This window comes from Pseudomonas faucium (assembly GCF_021602585.1).
Classification (GTDB): Bacteria; Pseudomonadota; Gammaproteobacteria; order Pseudomonadales; family Pseudomonadaceae; genus Aquipseudomonas; species Aquipseudomonas faucium.
In genome coordinates this window covers 137,350-161,838 of record NZ_BQIP01000010.1, presented here as the reverse complement: position 1 = coordinate 161,838, position 24,489 = coordinate 137,350, and the positions used below count along the sequence as shown (strand labels likewise).

Annotated in this window: 24 protein-coding genes and 3 tRNA genes; 18 read left to right on the top strand and 9 right to left on the bottom strand. The window is 62.5% G+C overall.

All coding sequences use genetic code 11. The features are described from left to right. Positions 1–95: 95 nt before the first annotated feature. From L6D75_RS14285 to L6D75_RS14265, 5 genes are all read right to left on the bottom strand, one after another. Positions 96–1,388, bottom strand: coding sequence for a virulence factor family protein (locus tag L6D75_RS14285; protein ID WP_176511579.1), 1,293 nt, complete (start codon positions 1,386–1,388; stop codon positions 96–98). Continuing rightward, complete coding sequence (gene mprF, locus L6D75_RS14280) at positions 1,388–4,030, bottom strand: bifunctional lysylphosphatidylglycerol flippase/synthetase MprF (protein WP_176511580.1); 2,643 nt, start codon at positions 4,028–4,030, stop codon at positions 1,388–1,390. The genes L6D75_RS14285 and mprF overlap by 1 nt, the downstream gene beginning before the upstream one ends. Before the next feature lie 258 nt (positions 4,031–4,288). Beyond that, a tRNA-Met gene (locus L6D75_RS14275) sits at positions 4,289–4,365 on the bottom strand. A gap of 133 nt (positions 4,366–4,498) precedes the next feature. Continuing rightward, positions 4,499–4,575, bottom strand: a tRNA-Met gene (locus L6D75_RS14270). Between the two features lie 136 nt (positions 4,576–4,711). Beyond that, a tRNA-Met gene (locus L6D75_RS14265) sits at positions 4,712–4,788 on the bottom strand. Between the two features lie 210 nt (positions 4,789–4,998). Here L6D75_RS14265 and dinB point away from each other — a divergent pair. Then, positions 4,999–6,057 (top strand): DNA polymerase IV, encoded by a 1,059-nt coding sequence (gene dinB, locus L6D75_RS14260; protein ID WP_176511600.1) that lies wholly within the window; start codon positions 4,999–5,001, stop codon positions 6,055–6,057. Positions 6,058–6,091: 34 nt separating this feature from the next. Here dinB and L6D75_RS14255 read toward each other — a convergent pair whose 3' ends face one another. From L6D75_RS14255 to L6D75_RS14245, 3 genes are all read right to left on the bottom strand, one after another. Continuing rightward, positions 6,092–7,045 (bottom strand): hypothetical protein, encoded by a 954-nt coding sequence (locus L6D75_RS14255; protein WP_176511581.1) that lies wholly within the window; start codon positions 7,043–7,045, stop codon positions 6,092–6,094. Between the two features lie 20 nt (positions 7,046–7,065). Then, entirely contained in the window at positions 7,066–8,781 is a 1,716-nt protein-coding gene (locus L6D75_RS14250; protein WP_176511582.1) for a proline--tRNA ligase, read from the bottom strand. 162 nt (positions 8,782–8,943) lie between these two features. Further along, positions 8,944–10,218, bottom strand: coding sequence for an OprD family porin (locus tag L6D75_RS14245; protein WP_176511583.1), 1,275 nt, complete (start codon positions 10,216–10,218; stop codon positions 8,944–8,946). A gap of 727 nt (positions 10,219–10,945) precedes the next feature. Here L6D75_RS14245 and L6D75_RS14240 point away from each other — a divergent pair. Beyond that, entirely contained in the window at positions 10,946–11,365 is a 420-nt protein-coding gene (locus tag L6D75_RS14240; protein ID WP_176511584.1) for an HIT family protein, read from the top strand. Between the two features lies 1 nt (position 11,366). After that, the gene (locus L6D75_RS14235) at positions 11,367–11,573 is read left to right on the top strand and encodes a SlyX family protein (RefSeq protein WP_176511585.1); all 207 of its coding nucleotides are present in this window, start codon (positions 11,367–11,369) and stop codon (positions 11,571–11,573) included. 42 nt (positions 11,574–11,615) lie between these two features. On the opposite strand, the gene L6D75_RS27320 is transcribed toward L6D75_RS14235, so the two are convergent. Beyond that, entirely contained in the window at positions 11,616–12,209 is a 594-nt protein-coding gene (locus L6D75_RS27320) for a cold-shock protein (RefSeq protein ID WP_176511586.1), read from the bottom strand. A gap of 277 nt (positions 12,210–12,486) precedes the next feature. Between L6D75_RS27320 and L6D75_RS14225 the strand changes: the two genes are divergently transcribed. From L6D75_RS14225 to ybgF, 15 genes are all read left to right on the top strand, one after another. Beyond that, complete coding sequence (locus tag L6D75_RS14225) at positions 12,487–12,960, top strand: Dps family protein (RefSeq protein WP_176511587.1); 474 nt, start codon at positions 12,487–12,489, stop codon at positions 12,958–12,960. A gap of 178 nt (positions 12,961–13,138) precedes the next feature. Next, complete coding sequence (locus L6D75_RS14220) at positions 13,139–13,465, top strand: ribbon-helix-helix domain-containing protein (RefSeq protein ID WP_176511588.1); 327 nt, start codon at positions 13,139–13,141, stop codon at positions 13,463–13,465. Positions 13,466–13,557: 92 nt separating this feature from the next. Continuing rightward, the gene (locus L6D75_RS14215) at positions 13,558–13,779 is read left to right on the top strand and encodes an FmdB family zinc ribbon protein (protein WP_176511589.1); all 222 of its coding nucleotides are present in this window, start codon (positions 13,558–13,560) and stop codon (positions 13,777–13,779) included. Positions 13,780–13,869: 90 nt separating this feature from the next. After that, positions 13,870–15,645, top strand: a complete 1,776-nt coding sequence (gene aspS / locus L6D75_RS14210) for an aspartate--tRNA ligase (RefSeq protein WP_176511590.1) — start codon at positions 13,870–13,872, stop codon at positions 15,643–15,645. Positions 15,646–15,756: 111 nt separating this feature from the next. Continuing rightward, positions 15,757–16,503: a YebC/PmpR family DNA-binding transcriptional regulator gene (locus tag L6D75_RS14205; protein WP_176511591.1), complete on the top strand. Its 747-nt coding sequence runs from the start codon at positions 15,757–15,759 to the stop codon at positions 16,501–16,503. A 168-nt stretch (positions 16,504–16,671) separates the two neighbouring features. Continuing rightward, the gene (gene ruvC / locus L6D75_RS14200) at positions 16,672–17,196 is read left to right on the top strand and encodes a crossover junction endodeoxyribonuclease RuvC (protein ID WP_176511592.1); all 525 of its coding nucleotides are present in this window, start codon (positions 16,672–16,674) and stop codon (positions 17,194–17,196) included. Between the two features lie 108 nt (positions 17,197–17,304). Beyond that, positions 17,305–17,922, top strand: coding sequence for a Holliday junction branch migration protein RuvA (gene ruvA, locus L6D75_RS14195; protein ID WP_176511593.1), 618 nt, complete (start codon positions 17,305–17,307; stop codon positions 17,920–17,922). Further along, entirely contained in the window at positions 17,919–18,965 is a 1,047-nt protein-coding gene (ruvB, locus tag L6D75_RS14190; protein ID WP_176511594.1) for a Holliday junction branch migration DNA helicase RuvB, read from the top strand. The genes ruvA and ruvB overlap by 4 nt, the downstream gene beginning before the upstream one ends. Before the next feature lie 125 nt (positions 18,966–19,090). Further along, positions 19,091–19,543, top strand: a complete 453-nt coding sequence (gene ybgC / locus L6D75_RS14185; protein WP_054902638.1) for a tol-pal system-associated acyl-CoA thioesterase — start codon at positions 19,091–19,093, stop codon at positions 19,541–19,543. 2 nt (positions 19,544–19,545) lie between these two features. Then, on the top strand, positions 19,546–20,241 hold the full coding sequence (gene tolQ, locus L6D75_RS14180) for a protein TolQ (RefSeq protein ID WP_010952367.1): 696 nt from the start codon (positions 19,546–19,548) through the stop codon (positions 20,239–20,241). Positions 20,242–20,255: 14 nt separating this feature from the next. Beyond that, a complete protein-coding gene (gene tolR, locus L6D75_RS14175; protein WP_008090221.1) occupies positions 20,256–20,708 on the top strand; it encodes a protein TolR in 453 nt (150 codons plus the stop codon). Continuing rightward, on the top strand, positions 20,708–21,787 hold the full coding sequence (tolA, locus tag L6D75_RS14170) for a cell envelope integrity protein TolA (RefSeq protein WP_176511595.1): 1,080 nt from the start codon (positions 20,708–20,710) through the stop codon (positions 21,785–21,787). Before tolR ends, tolA begins: the two co-directional genes overlap by 1 nt. A gap of 26 nt (positions 21,788–21,813) precedes the next feature. After that, a complete protein-coding gene (tolB, locus tag L6D75_RS14165; protein ID WP_371871921.1) occupies positions 21,814–23,085 on the top strand; it encodes a Tol-Pal system beta propeller repeat protein TolB in 1,272 nt (423 codons plus the stop codon). Between the two features lie 53 nt (positions 23,086–23,138). Continuing rightward, entirely contained in the window at positions 23,139–23,636 is a 498-nt protein-coding gene (gene pal, locus L6D75_RS14160; RefSeq protein ID WP_023381906.1) for a peptidoglycan-associated lipoprotein Pal, read from the top strand. Positions 23,637–23,642: 6 nt separating this feature from the next. Continuing rightward, the gene (ybgF, locus tag L6D75_RS14155; RefSeq protein WP_176511596.1) at positions 23,643–24,458 is read left to right on the top strand and encodes a tol-pal system protein YbgF; all 816 of its coding nucleotides are present in this window, start codon (positions 23,643–23,645) and stop codon (positions 24,456–24,458) included. Positions 24,459–24,489 lie beyond the last annotated feature (31 nt).

The following is a 24,489-nucleotide window of genomic DNA, read 5'->3' as shown; positions in this document are numbered from 1 at the left end:
TGCAGCCCTTTCGCGACACAAGGCCGCTCCTACAGGTCTATTTGTGGGAGCCGGCTTGCCGGCGATTGGGGCTGCAACGCAGCCCCCATATACCTTCAGTTCTTGTCAGCGACGCTGGATTTTCCCTGGCGCGTCTCGATCTCGTCGATCAAGCGCTTGGCCAGTTGCGGGTAGTTCTCGTCAAAGTGATGCCCACCCGGCAGCTTCATGCGCTCGCCCACGGCCGTCTTGTCGGTGCAACCGCTCTCGTCGGTCTCTTCCACGCCGTACACGCACACCACCTTGGACGCCGGCAGCTTGGCCATTTCCGGCCCGGTCGGTGCTTCCTGGCCTTCCTTGCCCAACCAGCCTTCCACCTCGATCTCGAAACTGCCGCTGCGGGCAAAGGCCAGCAGCATCACCGCATCGATGCGTTGCTGGTCTTCGGCGGGCAGGCGGTTGTAGATCGCCGGCAGCACGTCGGCGCCGAACGAGTAGCCGGTCAGCACGAAACGCTTGGTGCCCCACTTCTGCCGGTAGTGCTGCATCAGCTCGGACAGGTCGGCGGCGCTTTGCTCGGGGGTCTTGTGCTGCCAGTAGTAACGCAGGGTGTCGATGCCCACCACCGGGTAGCCAAGCTTGGCCATCTCGCCGGCCACGTCGCGGTCCAGGTCGCGCCAGCCGCCGTCGCCGGACAGGAACAGGGTGACGGTGTCGGTGGTTTGCCCGGCCGGCACTTCCACCACCGGTATGGCCAGGGCGTTGCCGTCATGGCCGACCAGGGCCTGGGTCAGCTGCGCCTTGAGCACTTGCGGCAGGTGGATGTCGTAGTCGCTGATGCTGGTTTCGGCATTGGCCTGATCGCGCACGAAGGCGGCGCTGGCGTCATCCGGGTTGTCGTTCCAGGCAACGTTCCAATGGCCGTGGGCCGCCGCCTTGGGCAGCGCCGCAGGGCAGCCGGGCTGTTCGATGTTGAAGTCCACCGAGATGGCCTTGGCCTTGTCGTCGGTCTGCGCGGCCAGCCAGCGCCAGGCCTGGGATGCACCTGGGCCGATACCGGCTACCAGGGTCGGCTTGTCGGACAGCTGGGTCAGTGCCTGGTCCATCGCCTGTTGCTGCTTGCTGCAGTCGCCAGGCGGCAGGATCACCTGCACCAGCTGGGCTTCACCGGCCTGGCTCAGGTCCAGCAGCTGCTTGTCGGTCAAGGCCTGGTCCTGGGGCACGCCGATGGCGACCCGGGCCTTGGCATGCACGCCGGGGGTGACGCGGGTCATGCTGGTGTCATTGAGGGTCAGTTGCTCCAGGCGTGCTTCCGGAGCTGGGCGGGTCCACACCCAGAACGCCGCGGCACCGGCCAGGGCAGCCAGCAACAGGGGTATCAGTACGTACAGCCAATAGCGTCGGATCATCAACGTTTCACCAATCCAGTCAAGCCGCCAGCGATCAGGGCGGCAGTGTCAGCCAGTGCTACCAGCGGGTCGAGCCCGGCCGGCACGGCCATGTAACGGGGTTCCCAGTCCGGCTGGAACTTGTCCTTGAAGCGCCGCAGGCCCTGGAAGTTGTAAAGCTGCTCGCCACGGCGGAACACCATCGAGCCCAAGCGTTGGGTCAAAGGCGCGCCACGCCGAGGTTGCAGCCCGGAAAGCGGGACCATGCCCAGGCTGAAGCGGCCATAGTCATGGCTTTTGTAATGCAGGATCAGGCCAACCATCATGAATTCCATGGTCAGCTTGGGCGCCTCGGGATGCGCGCGCATCAGGTCGAGGCTGGCCAGTTCGTTGCCATGGGTTTCCAGCAGGTTGGCAAACGCCACTGGGCGGCCCTGGAAACGAATCAGGGCGATCCGGAAGTGCTGCAGGTACTCGGGGCTGAAGCGCCCCAGCGAGAAGCCCTTCTCGCGTACGTTCTTGCCACCGAGCCAGGCGTCGGAAATTTCCTTAAGCTCGGCCAGCGGCGCATGCCCGGGTTCGTGGATTTCCAGGCTCAGGCCGTCACGCCCGCCGCGGTTCCAGGTGTAGCGCAGGTCTTTCATCTCCTTGCCCTTGGCTTCGATGTCGAAGCGGCGCAGGTCGACGCGGGCTTCCTCGCCCAGCTTCAGCGCGGTCAGGCCGATGTCCATGTAGAACGGCAGGTTCTCCGCGCGCACCTGGTAGAACACCGGGCGGGCGTGGTGCAGGTCGCACAGGTCGCGGAACTGCCAGATCATCTCGGCACGCTCCTGGGCGGGGCCGATCGGGTCGTACAACGCCACCAGGCTACGGCCACGGCGGGCGTACATCAGGAAGGCATTGTCGCTGGGGTGGAACAGCAGGGCCTTGTCGCCGGTCAATGCCAGGCCACCGTCCGGTTGGTCGGAGGCCAGCACGATGCGGTTGGCACGCTGCAGTTCCTCTGCGTCGGGCAGGTGGATGGTTGGGCGGGCGGTGCGCAACAGCCAGGTCAGCGCGACGATCACCAGCAGGACGGCGCTGCCCATGGCTGCTCGCAGGCCGCGCGGGGCATCGGCATCCAGGGTGAACTGCCACCACAATTGATGGCTGTAGGGCACGTCCTGGTAGGCGAACAGCAGCAGCCACACCGAGGCGCCGACCACGCAGGCGCTGGCCACCAGGTAGATGGGCGAGAAGGGCAGCTCCAACAGGCGGCTCGGGCGATAGAACGACCGGCGGAACAGCGCCAGCAGGGCGGCGGTGGCGGTCAGCAGCGTGGCTTCTTCCCAGTCGAAGCCCTTGAGCAGCGACAGCACTGCGCCCATCAGCAGCAGCACCGTGGTCAGCAGCCAGGCTGCCGACAGGCGCCGGCGCAGGCCCTGGGCCAGCAGCAGGCAGAGCACGCCGATCAGGCTGGCGCCGAAGTGCGAGGCGTCGATCAACCGGTGCGGCACCAAAAAGCCCATGTGCTCAAGGCGGGTATCGATCTCCGGGGTGGCGCCGGAGAACAGCAGGACCACCCCGGAGAGGAACACCAGAATGGCCAGGATCGGCGCCGCCAGCCCGGACGCAGCCTTGATTGCCTGCTGGGCGAACAGCAGGCGGCGCGCCTCGTTGGCCAGCAACAGCACGCACGCTACCAGCAGCGGCAGCACCACGTAGATCAGGCGGTACAGCAGCAGGGCCGCCGCCAGGGGCGCGGCGCCGAGCTGGTCGGCGAAGGCCGCCAGCAAGATGGCCTCGAATACGCCGACGCCGCCGGGCACATGGCTCAGCACGCCGGCCGCCAGGGCCAGCAGATAAACGAGTACGAAGGCGCCGAATGGCGGCGCTTCTGGCAGCAGCAGGTAGAGCACGGTGGCGGCGGCCGCGACGTCCAGGGCGGTAATCAGCAGTTGCAATGCAGCCAGGCGGGCGCCAGGCAGGCGCAGGGTACGCCGGCCAAGTTGCACCAACAGGCTGTCTGCCAGCGGCTGTTCCGCCAGGCGGCGCCGGTACAAACCGATGACCAGCACCAGGGTCAGTGCCAGCACCGCGATGGCAATCGCGGCCAGCACGCTGGCGGGCAGGCGCAAGGCGGTCGAGGCGGCCGGCAGGTTGCTCAAGGTGGCGAGTGCCGCCAGCGGCGGCAGGGCACAGCCCAGCGACAGGCTGGCAAACACCGTCATGCGTGCGACTTCAGCGGCGCCCAGGCCTTGGCGGGCATACAGGCGATAGCGCACCGAGCCACCCGACAACATCGACAGGCCGATGGCATTGCCAATGGCGAATGCGCTGAAACCGCCCAGCAGCAGCGTGCGCGCCGGCAGCTTCACGGCGGCATAGCGGCTTGCCGACCATTCATAACCCAGCAGGATCACGAAGCCGACCACCGTTGCCATGAAGGCGCCGAGCAGGGACTGGGCCGGCACGCTGAGCATGGCATCGTGCAGCGCATAGATGTCCAGCTCGCTCAACAGGTGGCGACAGGCGATCAGCGCCATGCCGAACAGCAACAGGGTCACGCCCAGCCCGATCGGCTGGCGATAGCGACTCAAACGTTCGAGCCAGGGCAGGCGTTGCGCGGCGGTAGGCAATGCGGCAGCAAGTGGAACCTGGGGTTCGGGGTTGTGGGAAGTCATTGATTACCCCGTGCATGCAGCGCGAGGTTCGGGAAAGGTGCGGCCAAGTGAAAGTCCCTTTGGAAAACGTGTCCAGATAGTACTCCGGGCAACGTTACTTTCAGTCGTCCGGCACGGTTAAAGATAGTTCATCCTGTAGGAGATATCTCAACCCTGCGGGTTGGCGGTCGGCAAAGGGGAGGGGAAGGGTTTTTTAGCCGATGAAATGCAACAAACCCCGCGCTGCTGTTACACAGGCGGGGTTTGTTCTGACGAATATGGTTGCGGGAGCCGGATTTGAACCGACGACCTTCGGGTTATGAGCCCGACGAGCTACCAGGCTGCTCCATCCCGCGTCAGAGGGGCGCATTCTACAGCTTCAACAGTTGTGGTCAAGCATTATCGTTGCCTGTCCGGGTTTTTATTCACTGCAGCTTATTCAAGGCAAAGAAAAAGGCCACTGCGTTAACAGTGGCCTTTTCTCGAATCTGGTTGCGGGAGCCGGATTTGAACCGACGACCTTCGGGTTATGAGCCCGACGAGCTACCAGGCTGCTCCATCCCGCGCCTGTGGAATCGAATTCTACAGCTTCTCAGCCTGCCGTCAAGCGTTAGTTGTTGATTTACTTGAAATTAACACCAGCGACTTATTTTCGGGCAAAAGAAAAAGGCCACTGCGTTAACAGTGGCCTTTTCTCGAATCTGGTTGCGGGAGCCGGATTTGAACCGACGACCTTCGGGTTATGAGCCCGACGAGCTACCAGGCTGCTCCATCCCGCGCCTGTGAGATCGAATTCTACGGAATTACTTCCCTATGTCAAGCTTTTACTTCAAAAAAACCTTTTTCGTTCAAACCCTTAGCGCTTGAATAGGGCCCGCAGCGCAGCTGTGGCGGGCCTTTCAGGCCGATTATCGAGCCGGGCTGGGAGCCGTGGGGTTGCATGCGCTACTATCTGTATGAATTTACAGTGCTGACGGTCGTCCATGTCTTTGCGCAAGATCATCCATATCGACTGCGATTGCTTCTACGCCGCCATCGAGATGCGTGACGACCCGCGCCTGGCAGGGCGGCCGATGGCGGTGGGCGGTTCGCCCGACCACCGTGGGGTGATTGCCACGTGCAACTATGAAGCCCGAGCCTATGGCGTGCGTTCGGCCATGTCGTCGCGCCATGCGCTCAAGCTGTGCCCTGACCTGCTGATCGTCAAACCGCGTTTCGAGGCCTACCGCGAAGCCTCACGCGAGATCCACGCGATTTTCCGTGACTACACCGAACTGATCGAGCCGTTGTCGCTGGATGAAGCCTACCTGGATGTCAGTGACAGCCAATGGTTCGCCGGGAGCGCCACGCGCATCGCCGAAGACATCCGCCGGCGCGTTGCCCGCACCCTGCATATCACCGTGTCGGCGGGCGTGGCGCCGAACAAGTTTCTGGCCAAGGTCGCCAGTGACTGGCGCAAGCCCAATGGGCTTTTCGTGATTACCCCCGACCAGGTCGAGGCCTTTGTCGCTGCTTTGCCGGTCGCCAGGCTGCATGGGGTGGGCAAGGTCACGGCAGACAAGCTGGCGCGCCTGGGGATCGTTACCTGCCAGGATTTGCGCGAATGGCCCCGGCTGAACCTGGTGCGCGAGTTCGGCAGTTTCGGCGAGCGGCTGTGGGGGCTGGCGCGAGGCATCGACGAGCGCGCGGTGCACAATGACAGCCGGCGCCAATCGGTGAGCGTGGAGAACACCTACGACACCGACCTGCCGGACCTGGCCAGTTGCCTTGAGCGCCTGCCAGAGCTGCTCGACAGCCTGAACGAGCGAATTGCGCGCATGGACAGCAGCTACCGGCCAGAAAAACCCTTCGTGAAAGTGAAGTTCCATGACTTCAGCCAGACCACCCTGGAGCAAGCGGGGGCAGGGCGCGACCTGGAAAGCTATCGGCAATTGCTGCGCCAGGCCTTCGCGCGGGGTGGCAAGCCGGTGCGGTTGCTGGGGGTGGGGGTCAGGTTGCGGGACTTGCGCGGTGCGCACGAGCAACTGGAGTTGTTCGCGGATAAATGAAAAGGGCTGCATGAAGCAGCCCTTGTTCAATCATCTATTGCACGCCGGGGTCGGCTACCAGTCGCCCGGTAGCTTTGGTCAGTGCCTGCAGAAACTCCTTCTGCAGCTCCGGGTCGTTGCGGGTCAGCTCGACCAGGCTCTGCTCCATCTCGCTGGCTTCCTCTTCCAGGCCCAGCTCCGACAGGCGCTTGACCCGGTGCACCCACTGGCCCACATCGTCGTCTTCGAGGTCATCGAAAATCAGCTCGTGGGCTTCCTGCAGTTTATTGCGCAAGGTCGTGCTGACCAGCAGGCTGGCATCGCCGCGCACCGCATTTTCCTCATCGACCACCTGCAGGTGCAGGGTGCCGACGTGGTTCAGGTGCTGCTCGGAGAATGGGCTGTCCAGCAGGTTCAGGCGCAGCACGCCGTTCCTGTCGGTGGTCAGCTCGTGGGTCAGCTTGCCTGCCTTCACTTCGACCAGGCGCTCGCTCCACGGCAGGCTGGTGAATTCCTCGCGCTTGTCCTTCTGCACTTCGCTGATCCCGGCCAGGTTCTGCTGGGCGCGGCCATTGGACTGCACGTTCATGAACGGGTTGAGCCCGGCCACGCCATAGCTGAGCCAGTCGTGGGTAACGCTGTCGGGCAGATTGCCCAGGGCGAACACGTTGACCACGTTGGCGCCGACACCGGCCACCACGGCCACTGCGCCCAGCGGGATCTCGTAGATCTCCCGCCAAGGCTGGTACGGCGTATAGCGGTCGTAGCGCCGGGTCACTTCGAACTCGGTGACTTCGAAGCGCTTCTGTTCATGGATGCGCACGCGCCGTTGCGGAAGCTCCATCACCTTGGGCTCGCCGACATCGATCTGCAGGGTGTGCTCGAGCAGTTTGCGCTCGACGCGCTCCTCATGCTCGCTGCGCTGGGACATCTGGTTGGCGCAGCCGCTGACGAGCAGGGTGCCGCACAGTGCGGCACCCCCCAGGGTAAAGGTACTTCGCTTGGACATGATCACTCGTGCATTGATTATCAGCGGCGAACGCGGGCCTGCAGGAAGCTCAGCACTTCATTGAGCGGCAGCGGTTGGGCGTCCTGCTCGGTGCGGTGCTTGTATTCCAGATTGCCATCGGCCAGGCCGCGGTCGCTGACGACGATACGGTGTGGGATGCCGATCAGCTCCATGTCGGCAAACTTGATGCCGGGGCTGGTCTTCTTGTCGCGGTCGTCCAGCAGCACTTCGAAGCCGGCAGCGGTCAGTTCGGCGTACAGCTTGTCGGTCGCCTCGCGCACCACTTCGGTTTCGTAACGCAGCGGTACCAGGGCGATCTGGAACGGAGCCAGGGCGTCGTTCCAGATGATGCCCTTGTCGTCATAGCTCTGCTCGATGGCAGCGGCGACCACGCGGGACACGCCGATGCCGTAGCAGCCCATGGCCAGGGTGACCGGCTTGCCGTTCTCGCCCAGTACCTGGCACTTGAGCGCCTCGCTGTACTTGGTGCCGAGCTGGAAGATGTGGCCCACTTCGATGCCGCGCTTGATCACCAGGGTGCCCTGGCCGTCCGGGCTTGGGTCGCCCTCGACGACGTTGCGCAGGTCGGCGACTTCCGGGACAGGCAGGTCACGCTCCCAGTTGACGCCAAAGTAGTGCTTGTCGTCGATGTTGGCGCCGATGCCGAAGTCGCTCATCAGGGCGACAGAGCGGTCGATCACGCATTCCAGCGGCAGGTTCAGCGGGCCGAGGGAGCCGGCGCCGGCACCAATGGCCTCACGCAGTTCGGCGTCGGTGGCCATGACCACAGGGTCGGCGACCTGTTCCAGCTTGGCGGCCTTGATTTCGTTGAGCTCGTGGTCGCCACGCACCACCAGGGCCACCAGCTTGCCTTCTTCGGCGCCGTGCACGATCAGGGTCTTGACGGTCTTTTCGATCGGCAGGCCGAAGTTCTCGACCAGCTGGGCGATGGTCTTGGCATCCGGGGTATCGACCAGGCGCAGCTCCTCGGTTGGGGCCGGGCGCACGGTTTCGCGCGGGATGGCCTCGGCCTTCTCGATGTTGGCGGCGTAGTCGGAGCTGTCGCTGAAGATCACGTCGTCTTCGCCGGACTCGGCCAGCACGTGGAATTCATGGGAGTAGCTGCCACCGATGGAGCCGGTGTCGGCCTGCACTGGGCGGAAGTCCAGGCCCAGGCGGGTGAAGACGTTGGAGTACGCCTGGTGCATGCGGTCGTAGGTTTCCTGCAGGGAAGCCTGGTCGGCATGGAAGGAGTAGGCGTCCTTCATGATGAACTCGCGGCCGCGCATCAGGCCGAAGCGCGGGCGGATCTCGTCACGGAACTTGGTCTGGATCTGGTACATGTTGAGCGGCAGCTGTTTATAGCTGGACAGCTCGTTGCGGGCCAGGTCGGTGATGACTTCTTCGTGGGTCGGGCCGACGCAGAAATCACGGTTGTGGCGGTCTTTGAGGCGCAGCAGCTCAGGGCCGTACTGCTCCCAGCGGCCGGATTCCTGCCACAGTTCGGCTGGCTGGATGCTCGGCATCAGCACTTCCAGGGCGCCGGCGGCGTTCATTTCCTCGCGTACCACGGCTTCGACCTTGCGCATGACTCGCAGGCCCATCGGCAGCCAGGTGTACAGGCCGGAGGCCAGTTTGCGGATCATGCCGGCACGCAGCATGAGCTGATGGCTGATGACCACTGCGTCGGCAGGGGTTTCTTTCTGGGTGGCGAGCAAATATTGACTGGTGCGCATGGTTAGCCGTGTCGATTGCCTAAGACATTGAAATGACCCCGCATTGTACGGGGGCGAAACGAAGGCGTACAGAATGCCCCAGGCGGGGGCCGTTGTCAGCCAAGAAAAAGCCCGGCGGGTTGGCCGGGCTTTTTCATGTGCGGGGCACGCTATAAGCCAGGCTTACAGGATGCTCAGCGGGTACTCGACGATCAGGCGCAGTTCGTCCAGCGATGGGGAGCCGTAGTAGACGCCATCGGAAGAACGGTAGGTGGCCTGACGCACGCGGAAGCTCAGGTCCTTGGCAGGGCCTTCTTGCAGCACGTACTTGATGTCGATGTCGCGTTCCCATTCCTTGCCGTTGCTGGTGGTGCCGGTGTTGGCATCGGAACCGCGCACGTAACGGGTCATGAAGGTCAGGCCTGGCACGCCGAACTCGGCGAAGTTCAGGTCGTAGCGAGCCTGCCAGGACTTCTCGTCTTCGGCGTTGAAGTCGGAACGGGCCACGGAGTTGGCCAGGAAGATGGTGCCGCCGCCGTCCACGCCGTAACCGTAGTCGCCGTCACCGGTGACTTTCTGGTAAGCCAGGGTGAAGGTGTGGGCGCCGATGTTGTACGCGCCCGACAGGCTGAAGGCACGGTTGTCGAGCTTGGTGGTGCCATCGTTCTCGGCACGTTGCAGGCCCTGGCCATCGCTCTTGGTGTCATAGATGTTGAAGTCGAACACCAGGCCTTGCTTGTCGGAGATTGGCAGCGCCCAGTTGACGTTGGCGTAGTACTTGCGCCAGTAGTCTTCGACCTTGGAGTAGTACAGGCTGGTGCTGAGGTTGTCGGTGAAGGCGTAGGTGCCGCCGACGACATCGGCTTTCTTCAGGTGCAGGCTGTCGTGGTCGCTTTCAGACTGGGCGTTCAGGGCGGTGAAGTGACCAGCGTTCAGGGTCAGGCCCTTGATTTCGCTGCTGGTGATCAGCGCGCCTTCGACGGTTTCCGGCAGCAGTCGGCTGTCGTCGGTGGCCAGCACTGGCAGTGCGGTGAACTGGGTACCATACTTCAGCACGGTATCGGAGATGCGCATTTTTACCGCGCCGCCGCCTTCGGAGAACTCATCCTGCGCACGGCCGTCGCCGTCTGTCGGGAACTGGCCGGTGGAGTGGCGGCCTTTGCCGCTGTCCAGTTTCAGGCCCAGCATGCCGATGGCGTCGACACCAAAGCCGACGGTGCCTTGGGTGAAGCCCGACTCGTAGGTGCCCAGGAAGCCCAGGCCGGTTTCTTCTACGCGGCTCTGGCTGCCAGCCGGGTTGTTACGGTAGTCGCGGCTGAAGTACAGCATGCGAGTCTTGACGTTCAGCTTGCTGTCTTCGAGGAAACCCTTGGACTCGTCCTGGGAAGATGCCAGGGCCATTTGCGAGGTCCCTGCCGAAACGGCCAGGGCGATCATGCTCCACTTCATCACGCGCATCGTGATTTGCTCCTTTGGTTTTTAGGAAGAGTACCGCTGCGCCCAAGTTTTTTAGTTATATGGGGCAGCTCTTTCTTGTTATGTCGGCGGAAATGTATAGCACGCTGACTGTTGTTGGCGATATGGGTATATAAAACCTTTCGGGAACTTTATAGCCATGTCGCTTATAGGTATTTCCGTGTCGCAAATCACGCGCCGGTTTAACCGGGCGTACAACCCCAGCGCTGTTCCTGTCACCCCATGCAAGCCGTAAGTGTCGGCTGCGGTTGAAGAAACTCCCTGGTGAATCCAATGCCGCTGTTGTTATTTGTCGCGTCCACCGCATCATGCAGGTGTCGTGCCGACTTGGCGTGAAAGGAATGCAACAAGCGTGCTCAAAATTAACAACGCTTGATGAAATTTTCACAACACCCTGGGCCGCAGGTGGAAAAGTGCCGGAAATACGGGGTGTGGCTTGTATGATGGTGTGCCAAAACAAATGTCACCGGAAAAGCAAAAACCTGTCATAAAAGTCAATGTGTTACCGGCGACTGTTCATGTTGAGTAGATGCGCTGGGTAAAACCGTATTGGTGTGTCGTAGCGCGGCCTCATTTTGGTGCGAAAAGTAGCGTTGTGTTACCGCCACTGTGCAGCCTTCATCGATTGCTGAACTGAAACCGCGCAGCAGGGTATCCTTGCGGCCATGCTCCCGTAGTCACGGGCGGTTTTGCTTGATGGAGGTTTACCGTGTTTTTGATGGATTCTCGTTTGCAGCAGGATTCCCTGGTACTGGGTGATTTTCCGTTGTGCCGGCTGCTGCTGAGCAAGGATGCCAACTATCCCTGGTTCATCCTGGTGCCCAAGCGCCCAGGTGCAAGTGAGTTGTTCGACTTGAGCCAGGAAGACCAGGCGCAGTTGTGGAAAGAAACCACTTATCTGGCCGAAGCACTCAAGCGCGAGTTCGCCGCCGACAAGATGAACGTTGCCACCCTGGGCAACGTGGTCAGCCAGATGCACATGCACGTGATCGTTCGTCACCAGCATGACGCTGCCTGGCCTGCACCGGTGTGGGGCAAGGTGCCTGCGCTGGCCTATGCGCCGGAGCAGGTGGAGGCGATTCGCGCGCGCCTGCGTGCGCTGCTTGAAAACGATTACCAGGAGGCCTGACATGTCGCTGGAATCGCGCATCATCGAACTGGAAACCCGCCAGGCGTTTCAGGACGACACCATTCAAGCGCTCAATGATGTGGTGGCCGAGCAGGGGCAGGTGATCGATCGCCTGCAATTGCAGATGGCCGAGCTGATCAAGCGTTATGAGGAGATGGTCGGCCAGTACGGCAGTGAAGGGGAAGAGGCGCCGCCGCCGCATTACTGAGGGGGGGAGGGTAGCCCTGGGGAGCCCCAGGGCTGGCTGTGGTCAGCGGCGATTCACCGCGACCACGTCTTCGGCCTGAAGGCCCTTGTCACGGTGCATGACCGAAAACTCCACGCGCTGGCCTTCGACCAGGATGCGGTGGCCTTCGCCGCGAATGGCGCGAAAGTGAACGAAGATATCGTCACCCGAATCGCGCGAAATGAAGCCGAAGCCCTTGGAGGTGTTGAACCACTTCACGGTGCCGGTATCCCGCTGGCCGGCGTCCTGGGAGGCGTTCGAGCTGCTGCGCACCTTACGGCTGGCGCGGGCAAAGCCGGCCGCCAGGTGCAGGGCCACGGCCAGGGTGGCACACACCAGGGCGGCCAGGTTGCCCATTTCCGGGCGGGCGAGCAGGGTCAGTGTCTGCAGTACCACGGCCACCACCAAAAGGGCGCAGGCCAGGTGCTGCAGCTGCTGGCGTGCACCGCGGTAATACAGGGGCACGACCGGGGCCAGCAGCAGGTTGAGCAGGCCGAGCAGGGCCAGGTAGACCGCGTCGGGTTGCTGCAGGAAGGGTGTCGCATCGGTTTTCAGGCTGGGTATGAGCGAGAGCAGCAAAGCCGCAACGCCCGTCACCAGGTGGACGATCTTGAACATGGGTTGGCTCGCAGTTGATAAGGCCGATCACAGGAAGAGCTGGCAACGCGGTGCGCATGAGGTGTAGAACGCGATCACGCGGTACGCCAGCCTATGCACCCGGCAATAACAGTCCGCACGGGTGGCACCGTGCCTATTTAACAGCAAAGCCGGGCCCTTCTCAAACCGAGGGGGCCGATGGCGTTCGCTTGCGCTGGGTCATGGGCGGGTTGGGCAAAGTGTTGATACAGTGTGTCAGGCCTGCTTGATCATCAAGCCCAATGCAAAGGGGAACTTCATGGCAATCGATATCGGTATCAGTGAAGAAGATCGCAAGTCCATCGCCGAAGGGCTTTCCCGCCTGTTGTCGGATACCTATGTGCTGTATCTGAAAACCCACAACTTCCACTGGAACGTCGAAGGTCCGTCGTTCCGCACCCTGCACCTGATGTTCGAGGAGCAGTACAACGAACTGGCGCTGGCCGTCGACTCGATCGCCGAGCGCATTCGCACCCTGGGCTTCCCGGCGCCGGGGTCTTATGCCTTTTATGCGCGCCACTCTTCCATCAAGGAAGAAGAGGGGGTGCCGGCTGCCGAAGAGATGATTCGCCAGCTGGTGGATGGGCAGGAAGCCGTGGTGCGCACGGCGCGCAGCATTTTCCCGGTGGTGGACAAGGTCAGCGATGAGCCTACCGCCGACCTGCTGACCCAGCGCATGCAGGTGCACGAGAAAACCGCCTGGATGCTGCGAGTGCTGCTCAAGGGGCAATAGTCCGAAGCTGTTGTAGGTAGCCCCCAAAAGCCCGGCCGAATGCTCTTCGGCCGGGCTTTTTCGTTTGTACAGGAAGGCTTTGCCGCTGCTTTGAATGCGCCCGTGCGCGCTTGATTCGCCCCAGGGTCCCTGCATGCGCTGCAGGGAAGTTGGTGGTAGTCAGTGAGTGGGGCGTAGTATGCAAGCGAACAAGCGACGGATAGGCCTGGGATGCTGGCCAGGCAAGCAGTGCATCGATCCGTTCAAGGCAGATTTCGACATGGTGCAGGTTCAGCCGGTATCGCGTTCGGTGCGGCTCAACGGGTTTTCCACCTGCCTGCGGCTGGAAGGCGTCTACTGGGGCATCCTCGAACGCATTGCCGAGGCCAATCAGTGCTCGGTCAGCGCCGTGCTCTCCTACGTGGACCGTGAGGTGCACCTGCGCCAGGGCGGGGTGCGCAACTTCAGCGGGCTGATCCGGGTGATCTGTGTCGCCTGGCTGCTCGACCCGCCAAGTGCACGCTGATCGCCGGGCGGGCTGCGCAGTGCCTGTTAACCATATATAATCTCGCTTTTTGCTGCCCAGGCAGCCCGCGTTGTGGTTGACGAGAGACATCCATGCCCCTTTATGACTATCAATGTGCTTCCTGCAATCACCAGATGGAGGTGCTGCAGAAGATCAGCGCCGCCCCGCTGACCGATTGCCCGGCCTGTGAAGCGCCGGCATTGAAGAAGCTGCTGTCGGTCCCAGGTTTTCGCCTGAGCGGCAACGGCTGGTACGAAACCGACTTCAAGACCGGGGCAAAAAAGAATCTGGCAGGCGGCGACAAGGCCGACTGAGTTGAATTGCAGTAGCTGGGTCTTGCAGTATTAACCCTCTGGGCAAGGCCTCCACCGAATACACGAATCACGAGAAGCGAAACCACCATCATGATGCGCAGCCATTATTGCGGCCAACTGAACGAGAGCCTGGACGGCCAGGAAGTCACCCTTTGCGGCTGGGTCCATCGTCGCCGCGACCACGGCGGGGTGATCTTCCTCGACATCCGTGACCGCGAGGGCATGGCCCAGGTCGTGTTCGACCCGGACCGCGCCGAAACCTTCGCCGCCGCCGACCGCGTGCGCAGCGAGTACGTCGTGCAGATCACCGGCAAGGTGCGCAAGCGCCCCGATGGTGCTGTCAACGCCAACATGGCCTCCGGTGCCATCGAGATTCTCGGCTACCAGCTGAACGTGCTCAACGAAGCGGAAACCCCGCCGTTCCCGCTCAACGAATACTCCGACGTCGGTGAGGAAACTCGCCTGCGCTACCGCTTCATCGACCTGCGTCGCCCGGAAATGGCCGACAAGCTGCGCCTGCGCTCGCGCATCACCAGCAGCATCCGCCGCTTCCTCGACGAAAACGGCTTCCTCGACGTCGAAACGCCGATCCTGACCCGTGCAACGCCGGAAGGCGCGCGCGACTACCTGGTGCCGAGCCGTACCCACGCGGGCAGCTTCTTCGCCCTGCCGCAGTCGCCACAGCTGTTCAAGCAACTGCTGATGGTCGCCGGCTTCGACCGCTACTACCAGATCGCCAAGTGCTTCCGTGACGAAGACCTGCGTGCCGATCGCCAGCCGGAATTCACCCAGATCGACATCGAGACCAGCTTCCTCGATGAAAGCGAGATCATGGGCCTGACCGAAAGCATGATCCGCAAGCTGTTCAAGGAAGTGTTGGACCTGGAGTTCGGCGAATTCCCGCACATGACTTTCGAAGAAGCCATGCGCCGCTACGGCTCCGACAAGCCGGACCTGCGCATTCCGCTGGAGCTGGTGGACGTTGCCGATCAGCTCAAGGACGTCGACTTCAAGGTGTTCGCAGGCCCTGCCAACGATCCGAAGTGCCGCGTCACCGCGCTGCGCCTGCCGGGCGGCGCCAGCATGCCGCGCAGCAAGATCGACGAGTACACCAAGTTCGTCGGCATCTACGGTGCCAAGGGCCTGGCCTACATCAAGGTCAACGAGCGCGCCAAGGGTGTCGAAGGCCTGCAGTCGCCGATCGTCAAGAACATCCCTGAGGCCAACCTCAACAACATCCTCGACCGCGTTGGCGCCGTAGACGGCGACATCGTGTTCTTCGGTGCCGACAAGTTCAAGGTGGTCAGCGAAGCGCTGGGCGCGCTGCGTATCCGCCTGGGCCACGACTTCGAGCTGCTGACCTGCGAGTGGGCGCCGATGTGGGTCGTCGACTTCCCGATGTTCGAAGAGAACGAAGACGGCAGCTTCACTGCCCTGCACCACCCGTTCACCGCACCCAAGTGCAGCCCGCAAGAGCTCGAGGCCAACCCGGCCACCGCCCTGTCCCGTGCCTACGACATGGTGCTCAACGGCACCGAGCTGGGCGGCGGTTCGATCCGTATCCACCGTAAAGAGATGCAGCAGGCAGTATTCCGCCTGCTGGGCATCGAGGCGGCGGAACAGGAAGAGAAGTTCGGCTTCCTGCTCGATGCGCTGAAGTTCGGTGCACCGCCCCACGGTGGCCTGGCCTTTGGCCTGGACCGCCTGGTCATGCTGATGACCGGCGCCCAGTCGATCCGTGAAGTGATCGCCTTCCCGAAAACCCAGAGCGCTGCGTGCGTCATGACCCAGGCCCCAGGCATGGTCGACGCCAAGGCCCTGCGTGAGCTGCACATCCGCCTGCGCGAACAGACCAAGGTCGAGTAAGCGGACCCCGGGCGCATCCACATGGATGCGCCTTTGCGTTACGGCGCAGGAATTTGTCGTTGCGCCCCGTTTGGGGCGTAACTGTTTGTGTTTCAAGGATTTGGAGTTGTTATGGCTGGTCATTCCAAGTGGGCGAACATCAAGCACCGCAAAGAGCGCCAGGATGCCAAGAGAGGCAAGATCTTCACCAAGTGGATCCGTGAGCTGACCGTTGCCGCCAAGCAGGGCGGTGGCGATCCGACCTCCAACCCGCGCCTGCGCCTGGCGCTGGACAAGGCCCTGGGCGCCAATATGAGCCGCGACATCATCGATCGCGCCGTGGCCCGGGGTGCTGGCACCAACGAAAGCGACAACGTCGAAGAGCTGAGCTACGAAGGCTACGGCCCGGGCGGCGTGGCGATCATGGTCGAGGCCATGACCGACAACCGCAACCGTACCGCCGCTGCCGTGCGCCATGCCTTCACCAAATGTGGCGGTAACCTCGGTACCGATGGTTCGGTGGCTTACCTGTTCGAGCGCAAGGGGCAGATCAGCTTTGCACCGGGCGTTGACGAAGATGCGTTGATGGAAGCGGCGATGGAAGCCGATGCCGACGACGTGGTCGCCAACGAAGACGGTTCGTTCGAGGTGTTCACCTCGTTCAACAGCTTCTATGCCGTGCGCAATGCGCTGGAAGAGGCGGGCTTCAAGGCCGCCGACGCCGAGATCGTCATGCAGCCGACCACCAGCGCCGAGCTGGACCAGGAAGGTGCCGAGAAGGTGCTCAAGCTGATCGACATGCTCGAAGACTTGGACGACGTGCAAAACGTCTACTCCAATGCGCAGATTTCCGACGAGATCATGGAAAAACTCGGCTAAGGTGTCGCCAGCACGATTGTAATTGGGGCTGCTGTGCAGCCCATCGCCGGCAAGCCGGCTCCCACAATGACTTGTGGGAGCCGGCTTGCCGGCGATGGGGCGTGCAGCGGCCCCAATGGCCTTGAATCGAGCTCCGGCTTTAAAGCATCTCCCTATACGACAGGCGTTATGACTCTGATTCTTGGTATCGACCCCGGCTCGCGCATCACCGGTTATGGCGTGGTGCGCCAGACCGCGCGTGGTTGCGAGTACGTGGCGTCGGGTTGTATCCGCACCGGTGCCGGCGAGTTGCACGAGCGCTTGCAGATCGTTTTTCGCGGTGTCAGCGAAATCATACGCACCCATGAGCCGGTCACCATGGGCATCGAACGGGTGTTCATGGCCCGCAACGCCGACTCCGCGCTCAAGCTCGGCCAGGCGCGCGGTGCGGCCATCGTCGCCGCCGCCGAGGCTGGCCTGGAAATCGCCGAGTACAGCGCAAGCCAGGTCAAGCAGGCCGTCGCCGGCAGCGGTGGCGCCAACAAGGAGCAGGTGATGCTGATGGTCATGCACCTGCTCAAGCTCACCCAGAAACCACAGATCGACGCCTCCGACGCCCTGGCCATCGCCCTGTGCCATGCCCATACCCGCTCCAGCCTGGTGCCCCACGGCCTGGCCACGGCGCGGCGACGCGGCGGGCGCTTGCGTCTGTAGCGCACTTCATGCGCTGATACATTTTTTGTCCGGGTGGCGCGTTCACCCGTTGCATTTGCTGATAGGGTTGACCGGTCTTTGACCGGCCCCGAGAGGAAGGATCGGAACGTGATTGGACGTTTGCGCGGCACCCTGGCGGAAAAGCAGCCGCCACACCTGGTTATCGACGTCAACGGCGTTGGCTACGAGCTCGAAGTGCCCATGACCACCCTGTATCGCCTGCCCAAGGTCGGCGAAACCGTGACCGTGCACACCCATCTGGTGGTGCGCGAGGATGCCCACCTGCTGTACGGCTTCCATGAAAAGCGCGAGCGCGAACTGTTCCGTGAGCTGATCCGGCTCAATGGCGTCGGCCCGAAGCTGGCGCTGGCGCTGATGTCGGGCCTCGAGGCCGACGAACTGGTGCGTTGCGTGCAGGCCCAGGACACTTCGGCGCTGGTGCGTGTGCCTGGCGTGGGCAAGAAGACCGCCGAGCGCCTGCTGGTCGAGCTCAAGGACCGTTTCAAGGCCTGGGAAACCTCCCCGGCCATGTTCACCCTGGTGTCCGATGGCCCGGTGCCGGTCAGCAGCGCCTCCACGGCCGAGGCCGACGCCGTCAGCGCCCTGGTATCCCTGGGCTACAAGCCCCAGGAAGCGAGCAAGGCGGTGGCTGCCATCAAGGACAAGGCCGGCATGAGCAGTGAAGACCTGATCCGCAGCAGCCTCAAAGGGATGATCGCCAAGTGATCGAAGCCGACCGCCTGATCGCCGCCAGTGGCCGCGACCGTGAAGAAGTCCAGGACCGTGCGATCCGCCCGCTGCGCCTGGATGATTACATCGGCCAGCCGGTGGTGCGCGAGCAGATGGCGCTGTTCATCCAGGCCGCGCGCGGTCGCCACGAGTCGCTCGACCACACCCTGATCTTCGGCCCGCCCGGGTTGGGCAAGACCACCCTGGCCAACATCATCGCCCAGGAGATGGGTGTGTCGGTCAAGAGCACCTCCGGGCCGATCCTGGAGCGCCCGGGCGACCTGGCCGCCATGCTGACCAACCTCGAACCCCACGATGTGCTGTTCATCGATGAGATCCACCGGCTTTCGCCGGTGGTCGAAGAGGTGCTGTACCCGGCCATGGAAGACTTCCAGCTCGACATCATGATCGGCGAAGGGCCGGCGGCGCGCTCGATCAAGCTCGACCTGCCACCGTTCACCCTGGTCGGTGCCACCACCCGCGCCGGCATGCTCACCAACCCTTTGCGCGACCGCTTCGGCATCGTCCAGCGCCTGGAGTTCTACAGCGACAAGGACCTGGCGACCATCGTCAGCCGTTCGGCCGGCATTCTCGGCCTGGCCATCGAGGACCAGGGCGCCTACGAGATCGCCCGCCGCGCCCGGGGCACGCCGCGTATCGCCAACCGCCTGCTGCGCCGTGTGCGCGACTATGCCGAAGTGCGCGGCAAGGGGCAGATCACCAAGGCGGTGGCCGACATGGCGCTGAACCTGCTGGATGTCGACGAGCGCGGTTTCGATCATTCCGACCGGCGCCTGCTGTTGACCATGATCGAGAAGTTCGACGGCGGCCCGGTGGGGGTCGACAACCTGGCGGCGGCGATCAGCGAAGAGCGTCACACCATCGAGGATGTGCTCGAGCCGTACCTGATCCAGCAAGGCTATATCATGCGCACGCCGCGTGGCCGTGTGGTCACCCGGCATGCCTACCTGCACTTTGGCCTGAATGTTCCGGGGCGCCTGGGCGATGGCGCAGGTTTTTCCGAAGCAGGCGATGAATGACAGATCGAAACCCGCTTTTCGTGGTCCTACCGCTGGCATGCCACGGGTGCACTGGCAATACGACATTAATGATTGAAAAACAGTTGCCGCAGCGGATTGGCAAGCTGAGGAGTAAGCACTAGAGTATGCGCGCGCAAAATGGCCTTGAACCTTTCGCACACCGTTGTCGCGTCTATTACGAAGATACCGATGCCGGTGGCGTGGTGTATTACGTCAACTACCTGAAATTCATGGAGCGCGCGCGTACCGAGCGGCTGCGGCACCTGGGCTTTTCCCAGCAGCAACTGGCCGGGGAGAACCTGTTGTTCGTGGTCCACTCCAGCGAAGCGCGCTATCACGCGCCGGCGCGCCTGGACGATGAACTCCGGGTGACCGCGCAAGTACTTGAACTCAATCGCGCCAGCCTGCGTTTCGTGCAGCAGGTCTGGCGAGAAAAGGATGAAACGCTGCTCTGCGAAGGGCAGTTCCTGGTGGCCGCCGTACGCGCCGACACTTTCAAACCCCGAGCCATACCCCCGGAGCTGCGCGACGCCTTTGTGGCAGACGGCTCGGGTACTCAATCGAACGCAGGAGAATAAGCGTGGAAGCTAACGTCGTCGACCATACCTCCATGTGGAGTCTGGTCAGCAATGCCAGCGTGGTGGTACAGCTGGTAATGCTGACCCTGGTGGCCGCCTCGGTCACTTCATGGATCATGATCTTTCAGCGCAGCACCATGCTGCGCGCCGGTCGTCGTGCGCTGGATGCCTTCGAGGAACGCTTCTGGTCGGGCATCGACCTGTCCAAGCTGTACCGTCAGGCAGGCAGCAACCCGGACCCGGATTCGGGTGTGGAGCAGGTCTTCCGTGCCGGCTTCAAGGAATTCTCGCGCCTGCGCCAGCAGCCGGGCGTCGACCCTGATGCCGTCATGGAAGGTGTTGGCCGTGCCATGCGCGTGGCCATCTCGCGCGAGGAAGAAAAACTCGAGCAAAGCCTGCCGTTCCTGGCCACCGTCGGTTCCACCAGCCCGTACATCGGCCTGTTCGGTACCGTCTGGGGCATCATGAACTCCTTCCGCGGCCTGGCCAGCGCCCAGCAGGCCACCCTGGCCACCGTTGCACCGGGTATCGCCGAAGCGCTGATCGCCACCGCCATCGGCCTGTTCGCGGCCATCCCTGCGGTCATCGCCTACAACCGTTTCGCTGCCCGCAGCGAAGTGCTGATCGGCCGTTACTACACCTTCGCCGACGAGTTCCAGGCGATCCTGCACCGCAAAGTGCACACCAGCGAAGAGTAATCAGGTAGAAGCCCATGGCCCGAGTTCGCCACAAACGCAAGCCGGTCGCCGAGATGAACGTGGTGCCCTACATCGACGTGATGCTGGTGCTGCTGGTCATCTTCATGGTGACGGCCCCCATGCTCAACCAGGGCGTGAAGGTCGACCTGCCCAAGGTTTCCAGCGAAGCCTTGCCGCAGGACAACAACGTCCAGATCCTCACCATTTCGATCAAGGCCGACAAGACCTACTACTGGAACCTTGGCAGCGAAGTCGATACCGACAAACAGATGGACAAGGCCATGACCTTGCCCGATATGACCAGCGCGGTGACCAAGATCATCGCTGCCGGTCGCGACCAGGGCAAGCAGACCCAGGTCTTCATTCGTGGCGACAAGGCTGTCGACTACGGCGCGGTCATGGGTGCCATGGGCGGGTTGCAGAAGGCCGGTGTCGGTAACGTTGGCCTGATTACCGAGGCGCCCTGATGCAACAGCGAGAGCCATCCGCCTCGGAAAGCTACTTCTGGCCCAGTGTCTGGGCCATCGGCCTGCATGTGCTGGTGTTCGCGCTGCTGTTCGTCAGTTTTGCCATGACGCCAGAGCTGCCGCCTTCCAAGCCGATCGTTCAGGCTACTCTGTACCAGCTCAAGTCCAAGAGCCAGGCGACCACCCAGACCAATCAGAAGATTGCCGGGGAGGCGAAGAAAACCGCCTCGCGCCAGACCGAAGTCGAGCAGCTGGAGCAGAAGAAGGTAGAGCAGGAGGCCGTCAAGGCCGCGGAACAAAAGAAAGCCGACGCCGCTCAAAAGGCCGAGGAAGCCCGCGAAGCCGCCGAGGCGAAAAAGGCCGAAGAGGCCGCCAAGGCCGCCGAAGCCAAGAAAGCCGCGGAGTCCAAGAAGGCCGAGGAGGCGAAGAAGGCCGCCGAGAAGCAGCAGGCCGACATCGCCAAGAAGAAGGCTGAAGAAGAGGCCAAGAAGCAGGCCGAGGAAGAAGCCAAGAAACAAGCTGCCGAGGAAGCCAAGAAAAAGGCCGCCGAGGACGCGAAGAAGAAAGCAGCCGAGGACGCCAAGAAGAAAGCCGCGGCGGCCGAGGAAGCGAAGAAGAAGGCAGCTGAAGAGGCCAAGAAAAAGGCCGCTGCAGACGCCCAGAAGAAAAAGGCACAGGAAGCGGCCCGCAAGGCGGCGGAAGACAAGAAAGCCCAGGCCCTGGCCGAGCTCTTGTCCGACACCACCGAACGGCAGCAGGCCCTGGCTGACGAGCAAGGTGACCAGGTGGCCGGCGACTTCGACGACCTGATCCGCATGCGCGCGGCCGAGGGCTGGGCACGACCGCCTTCCGCGCGCAAGGGCATGACGGTGACCCTGCAGGTAAGCATGTTGCCGGACGGCACCATCACCGGTGTCAGCGTGACCCGTTCCAGTGGTGACGGTCCGTTTGATAGTTCGGCGGTGGCTGCGGTCAAGAACATTGGTCGCCTGACTGAAATGCAGGGTATGAAACCGAGCGATTTCAATCGTTATCGTTCGTTCAAGATGACATTTACACCTGAGGATCTAGCGTTGTGATTAAACTCCTTCGAGGAATGCTGGTCATGCTCTGCTGCGTGGCTGGCATGGCCATGGCAGAGGAAAAGAACATCCTGGTCACCAGCGGCAGCGATCGGGCCACGCCCATCGCGGTAGTGCCGTTCGGTCTGCAGGGTGGCAGCGTACTGCCGGAAGACATGGCCGACATCATCGGCAACGACCTGCGCAACTCGGGCTACTATTCGCCGATTCCGCGCCAGAACATGATCAGCCAGCCGACCCAGGCCAGCGAAGTCATCTTCCGTGACTGGAAAGCCCTCGGTGCCCAGTACGTGATGGTCGGCAGCATCGTGCCGTCGGGCGGCCGCCTGCAGGTGCAGTACGCGCTGTTCAACGTCGCCACCGAGCAGCAAGTGCTGACCGGTAGCGTCGCGGGCACCGCTGACCAGCTGCGCGACATGTCGCACTACATCGCCGACCAGTCGTTCGAGAAGCTCACCGGCATCAAGGGTGCGTTCTCCACCCGCATGCTGTACGTGACCGCCGAGCGCTTCTCGACCAACAACACCCGCTACACCCTGCAGCGTTCGGACTACGACGGTGCCCGTGCAGTGACCCTGCTGCAGTCGCGCGAGCCGATCCTGTCGCCGCGTTTCGCCCCGGATGGCAAGCGTATCGCCTACGTCTCGTTCGAGCAGAAGCGCCCACGCATCTTCATCCAGCACATCGATACCGGTCGCCGCGAGCAGGTCACCAACTTCGAGGGCCTGAACGGTGCGCCGGCCTGGTCGCCTGATGGTTCGCGCCTGGCGTTCGTGCTGTCCAAGGACGGCAACCCGGACATCTACGTGATGAACGTGGCTTCGCGCCAGATCAGCCGTGTCACCGCCGGCCCCGGTATCAATACCGAGCCGTTCTGGGGCAAGGATGGCAACACCCTGTACTTCACCTCCGACCGTGGCGGCAAGCCGCAGATCTACAAACAGTCGGTCAGCGGTGGTGGCGCCGAGCGCGTGACGTTCGTGGGCAACTACAACGCCAACCCGAAACTTTCGGCGGATGAAAAGACCCTGGTGATGATCCATCGCCAGCAGGGTTTCACCAACTTCAAAGTGGCGGCACAAGACTTGCAGCGCGGAAGTGTAAAGATTCTGTCTGAAACAAGTCTTGATGAGTCTCCCACTGTTGCGCCAAACGGCACCATGCTAATCTACGCCACCCGCCAGCAGGGCCGGGGAGTCTTGATGCTCGTGTCGCTTAATGGCCGCGTGAGGCTCCCACTTCCTACCGCTCAAGGCGAAGTCAGAGAACCGTCCTGGTCCCCTTACCTGAACTGATTGCGGCGTAATACTTTTGCTTAACACACTGGGGTTTCATTAGGAGTTTCACGATGGAAATGCTGAAGTTTGGTAAATTTGCTGCGCTGGCTCTGGCCATGGCCGTAGCTGTAGGTTGCTCCTCGAAAGGCGGTGACAACGCTGGTGAAGGCGCTGTTGATCCGAACGCTGGTTACGGCGCCAACACCGGTGCTGTTGACGGCTCCCTGAGCGAAGAAGCAGCTCTGCGCGCAATCACCACCTTCTACTTCGAATACGACAGCTCGGACCTGAAGCCAGAAGCCATGCGCGCTCTGGACGTTCACGCCAAGGACCTGAAAGCCAACGGCAACCGCGTTGTTCTGGAAGGCAACACCGACGAGCGCGGCACCCGCGAGTACAACATGGCTCTGGGTGAGCGTCGTGCCAAGGCCGTTCAGCGCTACCTGGTTCTGCAGGGCGTTTCCCCTGCTCAGCTGGAACTGGTTTCCTACGGCGAAGAGCGTCCAGTTGCTACCGGCAACGACGAGCAGTCCTGGGCTCAAAACCGTCGCGTAGAACTGCGTAAGTAAGTTCTCATGCGTATGTGCCGTCGTGCTGTAACCGTCCTCGCACTCAGCCTTCCGCTTTCAGCGTGGGCTGCGGTTCCTGTAGTAGATGACAACGGAGGTGCTTACCCACCTTCGGGTTATGGCACGAGCGGCGCCTATGCCGGGGCAGGGGCTTCGACCCCTGCCTCGGCACAGGGCCAGCTGTTCATGCAGCTGCAACAGATGCAGGATCAGATTTCCCGCCAGCAAGGCATCATCGAAGAGTTGCAGAACGATGTCGCCCGCATGAAGCAGGAGAACCTGGAGCGTTACCAGGATCTGGACCGTCGCATCAACAGTGGTGGCGCGCCTGCCGCGACCCCCGATAATTCCTCCACCGGTGCAGCTCCCGATGCTGCCGCCGGTGCCGCAGCCGGCGCCGCAGGCGCTGCTGCACAACAACCGGCCGCCAACAGCGAGCCGGGCGATCCGGCGAAAGAGAAGCTCTACTACGACGCGGCTTTCGACCTGATCAAGCAGAAGGACTTCGACAAGGCCAGCCAGGCGTTCAATGCCTTCCTGCGCAAGTACCCGAACAGCCAGTACGCCGGCAATGCCCAGTACTGGCTGGGTGAGGTGAACCTGGCCAAGGGTGACCTGCAAGGTGCCAGCCAGGCGTTCGCCCAGGTCAGCCAGAAGTACCCCAAGCACAGCAAGGTACCGGACTCCCTGTACAAGCTGGCCGACGTCGAGCGCCGCATGGGCCACACCGACAAGGTCAAGGGTATCCTGCAGCAAGTCATCACCCAGTACCCCGGCACCTCTGCCGCGCAACTGGCGCAACGCGACCTGCAGAAGCTCTGAGCTGTACCGTTGGAAAGAAACCCGCGCTCGC

Bases quoted from the DNA above. Each gene is read 5' to 3' on its own strand.
- L6D75_RS14235 (WP_176511585.1), top strand. From the start codon at position 11,367: ATGTCGCTGGAATCGCGCATCATCGAACTGGAAACCCGCCAGGCGTTT.
- tolA (WP_176511595.1), top strand. From the start codon at position 20,708: ATGCAACAGCGAGAGCCATCCGCCTCGGAAAGCTACTTCTGGCCCAGT.
- L6D75_RS27320 (WP_176511586.1), bottom strand. From the start codon at position 12,209: ATGTTCAAGATCGTCCACCTGGTGACGGGCGTTGCGGCTTTGCTGCTC.
- L6D75_RS14215 (WP_176511589.1), top strand. From the start codon at position 13,558: ATGCCCCTTTATGACTATCAATGTGCTTCCTGCAATCACCAGATGGAG.
- ruvC (WP_176511592.1), top strand. From the start codon at position 16,672: ATGACTCTGATTCTTGGTATCGACCCCGGCTCGCGCATCACCGGTTAT.
- L6D75_RS14225 (WP_176511587.1), top strand. From the start codon at position 12,487: ATGGCAATCGATATCGGTATCAGTGAAGAAGATCGCAAGTCCATCGCC.
- L6D75_RS14255 (WP_176511581.1), bottom strand. From the start codon at position 7,045: ATGTCCAAGCGAAGTACCTTTACCCTGGGGGGTGCCGCACTGTGCGGC.
- L6D75_RS14205 (WP_176511591.1), top strand. From the start codon at position 15,757: ATGGCTGGTCATTCCAAGTGGGCGAACATCAAGCACCGCAAAGAGCGC.
- ybgC (WP_054902638.1), top strand. From the start codon at position 19,091: ATGCGCGCGCAAAATGGCCTTGAACCTTTCGCACACCGTTGTCGCGTC.
- pal (WP_023381906.1), top strand. From the start codon at position 23,139: ATGGAAATGCTGAAGTTTGGTAAATTTGCTGCGCTGGCTCTGGCCATG.
- aspS (WP_176511590.1), top strand. From the start codon at position 13,870: ATGATGCGCAGCCATTATTGCGGCCAACTGAACGAGAGCCTGGACGGC.
- L6D75_RS14245 (WP_176511583.1), bottom strand. From the start codon at position 10,218: ATGCGCGTGATGAAGTGGAGCATGATCGCCCTGGCCGTTTCGGCAGGG.
- ybgF (WP_176511596.1), top strand. From the start codon at position 23,643: ATGCGTATGTGCCGTCGTGCTGTAACCGTCCTCGCACTCAGCCTTCCG.
- L6D75_RS14250 (WP_176511582.1), bottom strand. From the start codon at position 8,781: ATGCGCACCAGTCAATATTTGCTCGCCACCCAGAAAGAAACCCCTGCC.
- L6D75_RS14220 (WP_176511588.1), top strand. From the start codon at position 13,139: ATGCAAGCGAACAAGCGACGGATAGGCCTGGGATGCTGGCCAGGCAAG.
- mprF (WP_176511580.1), bottom strand. From the start codon at position 4,030: ATGACTTCCCACAACCCCGAACCCCAGGTTCCACTTGCTGCCGCATTG.
- L6D75_RS14285 (WP_176511579.1), bottom strand. From the start codon at position 1,388: ATGATCCGACGCTATTGGCTGTACGTACTGATACCCCTGTTGCTGGCT.
- tolR (WP_008090221.1), top strand. From the start codon at position 20,256: ATGGCCCGAGTTCGCCACAAACGCAAGCCGGTCGCCGAGATGAACGTG.
- tolB (WP_371871921.1), top strand. From the start codon at position 21,814: ATGCTCTGCTGCGTGGCTGGCATGGCCATGGCAGAGGAAAAGAACATC.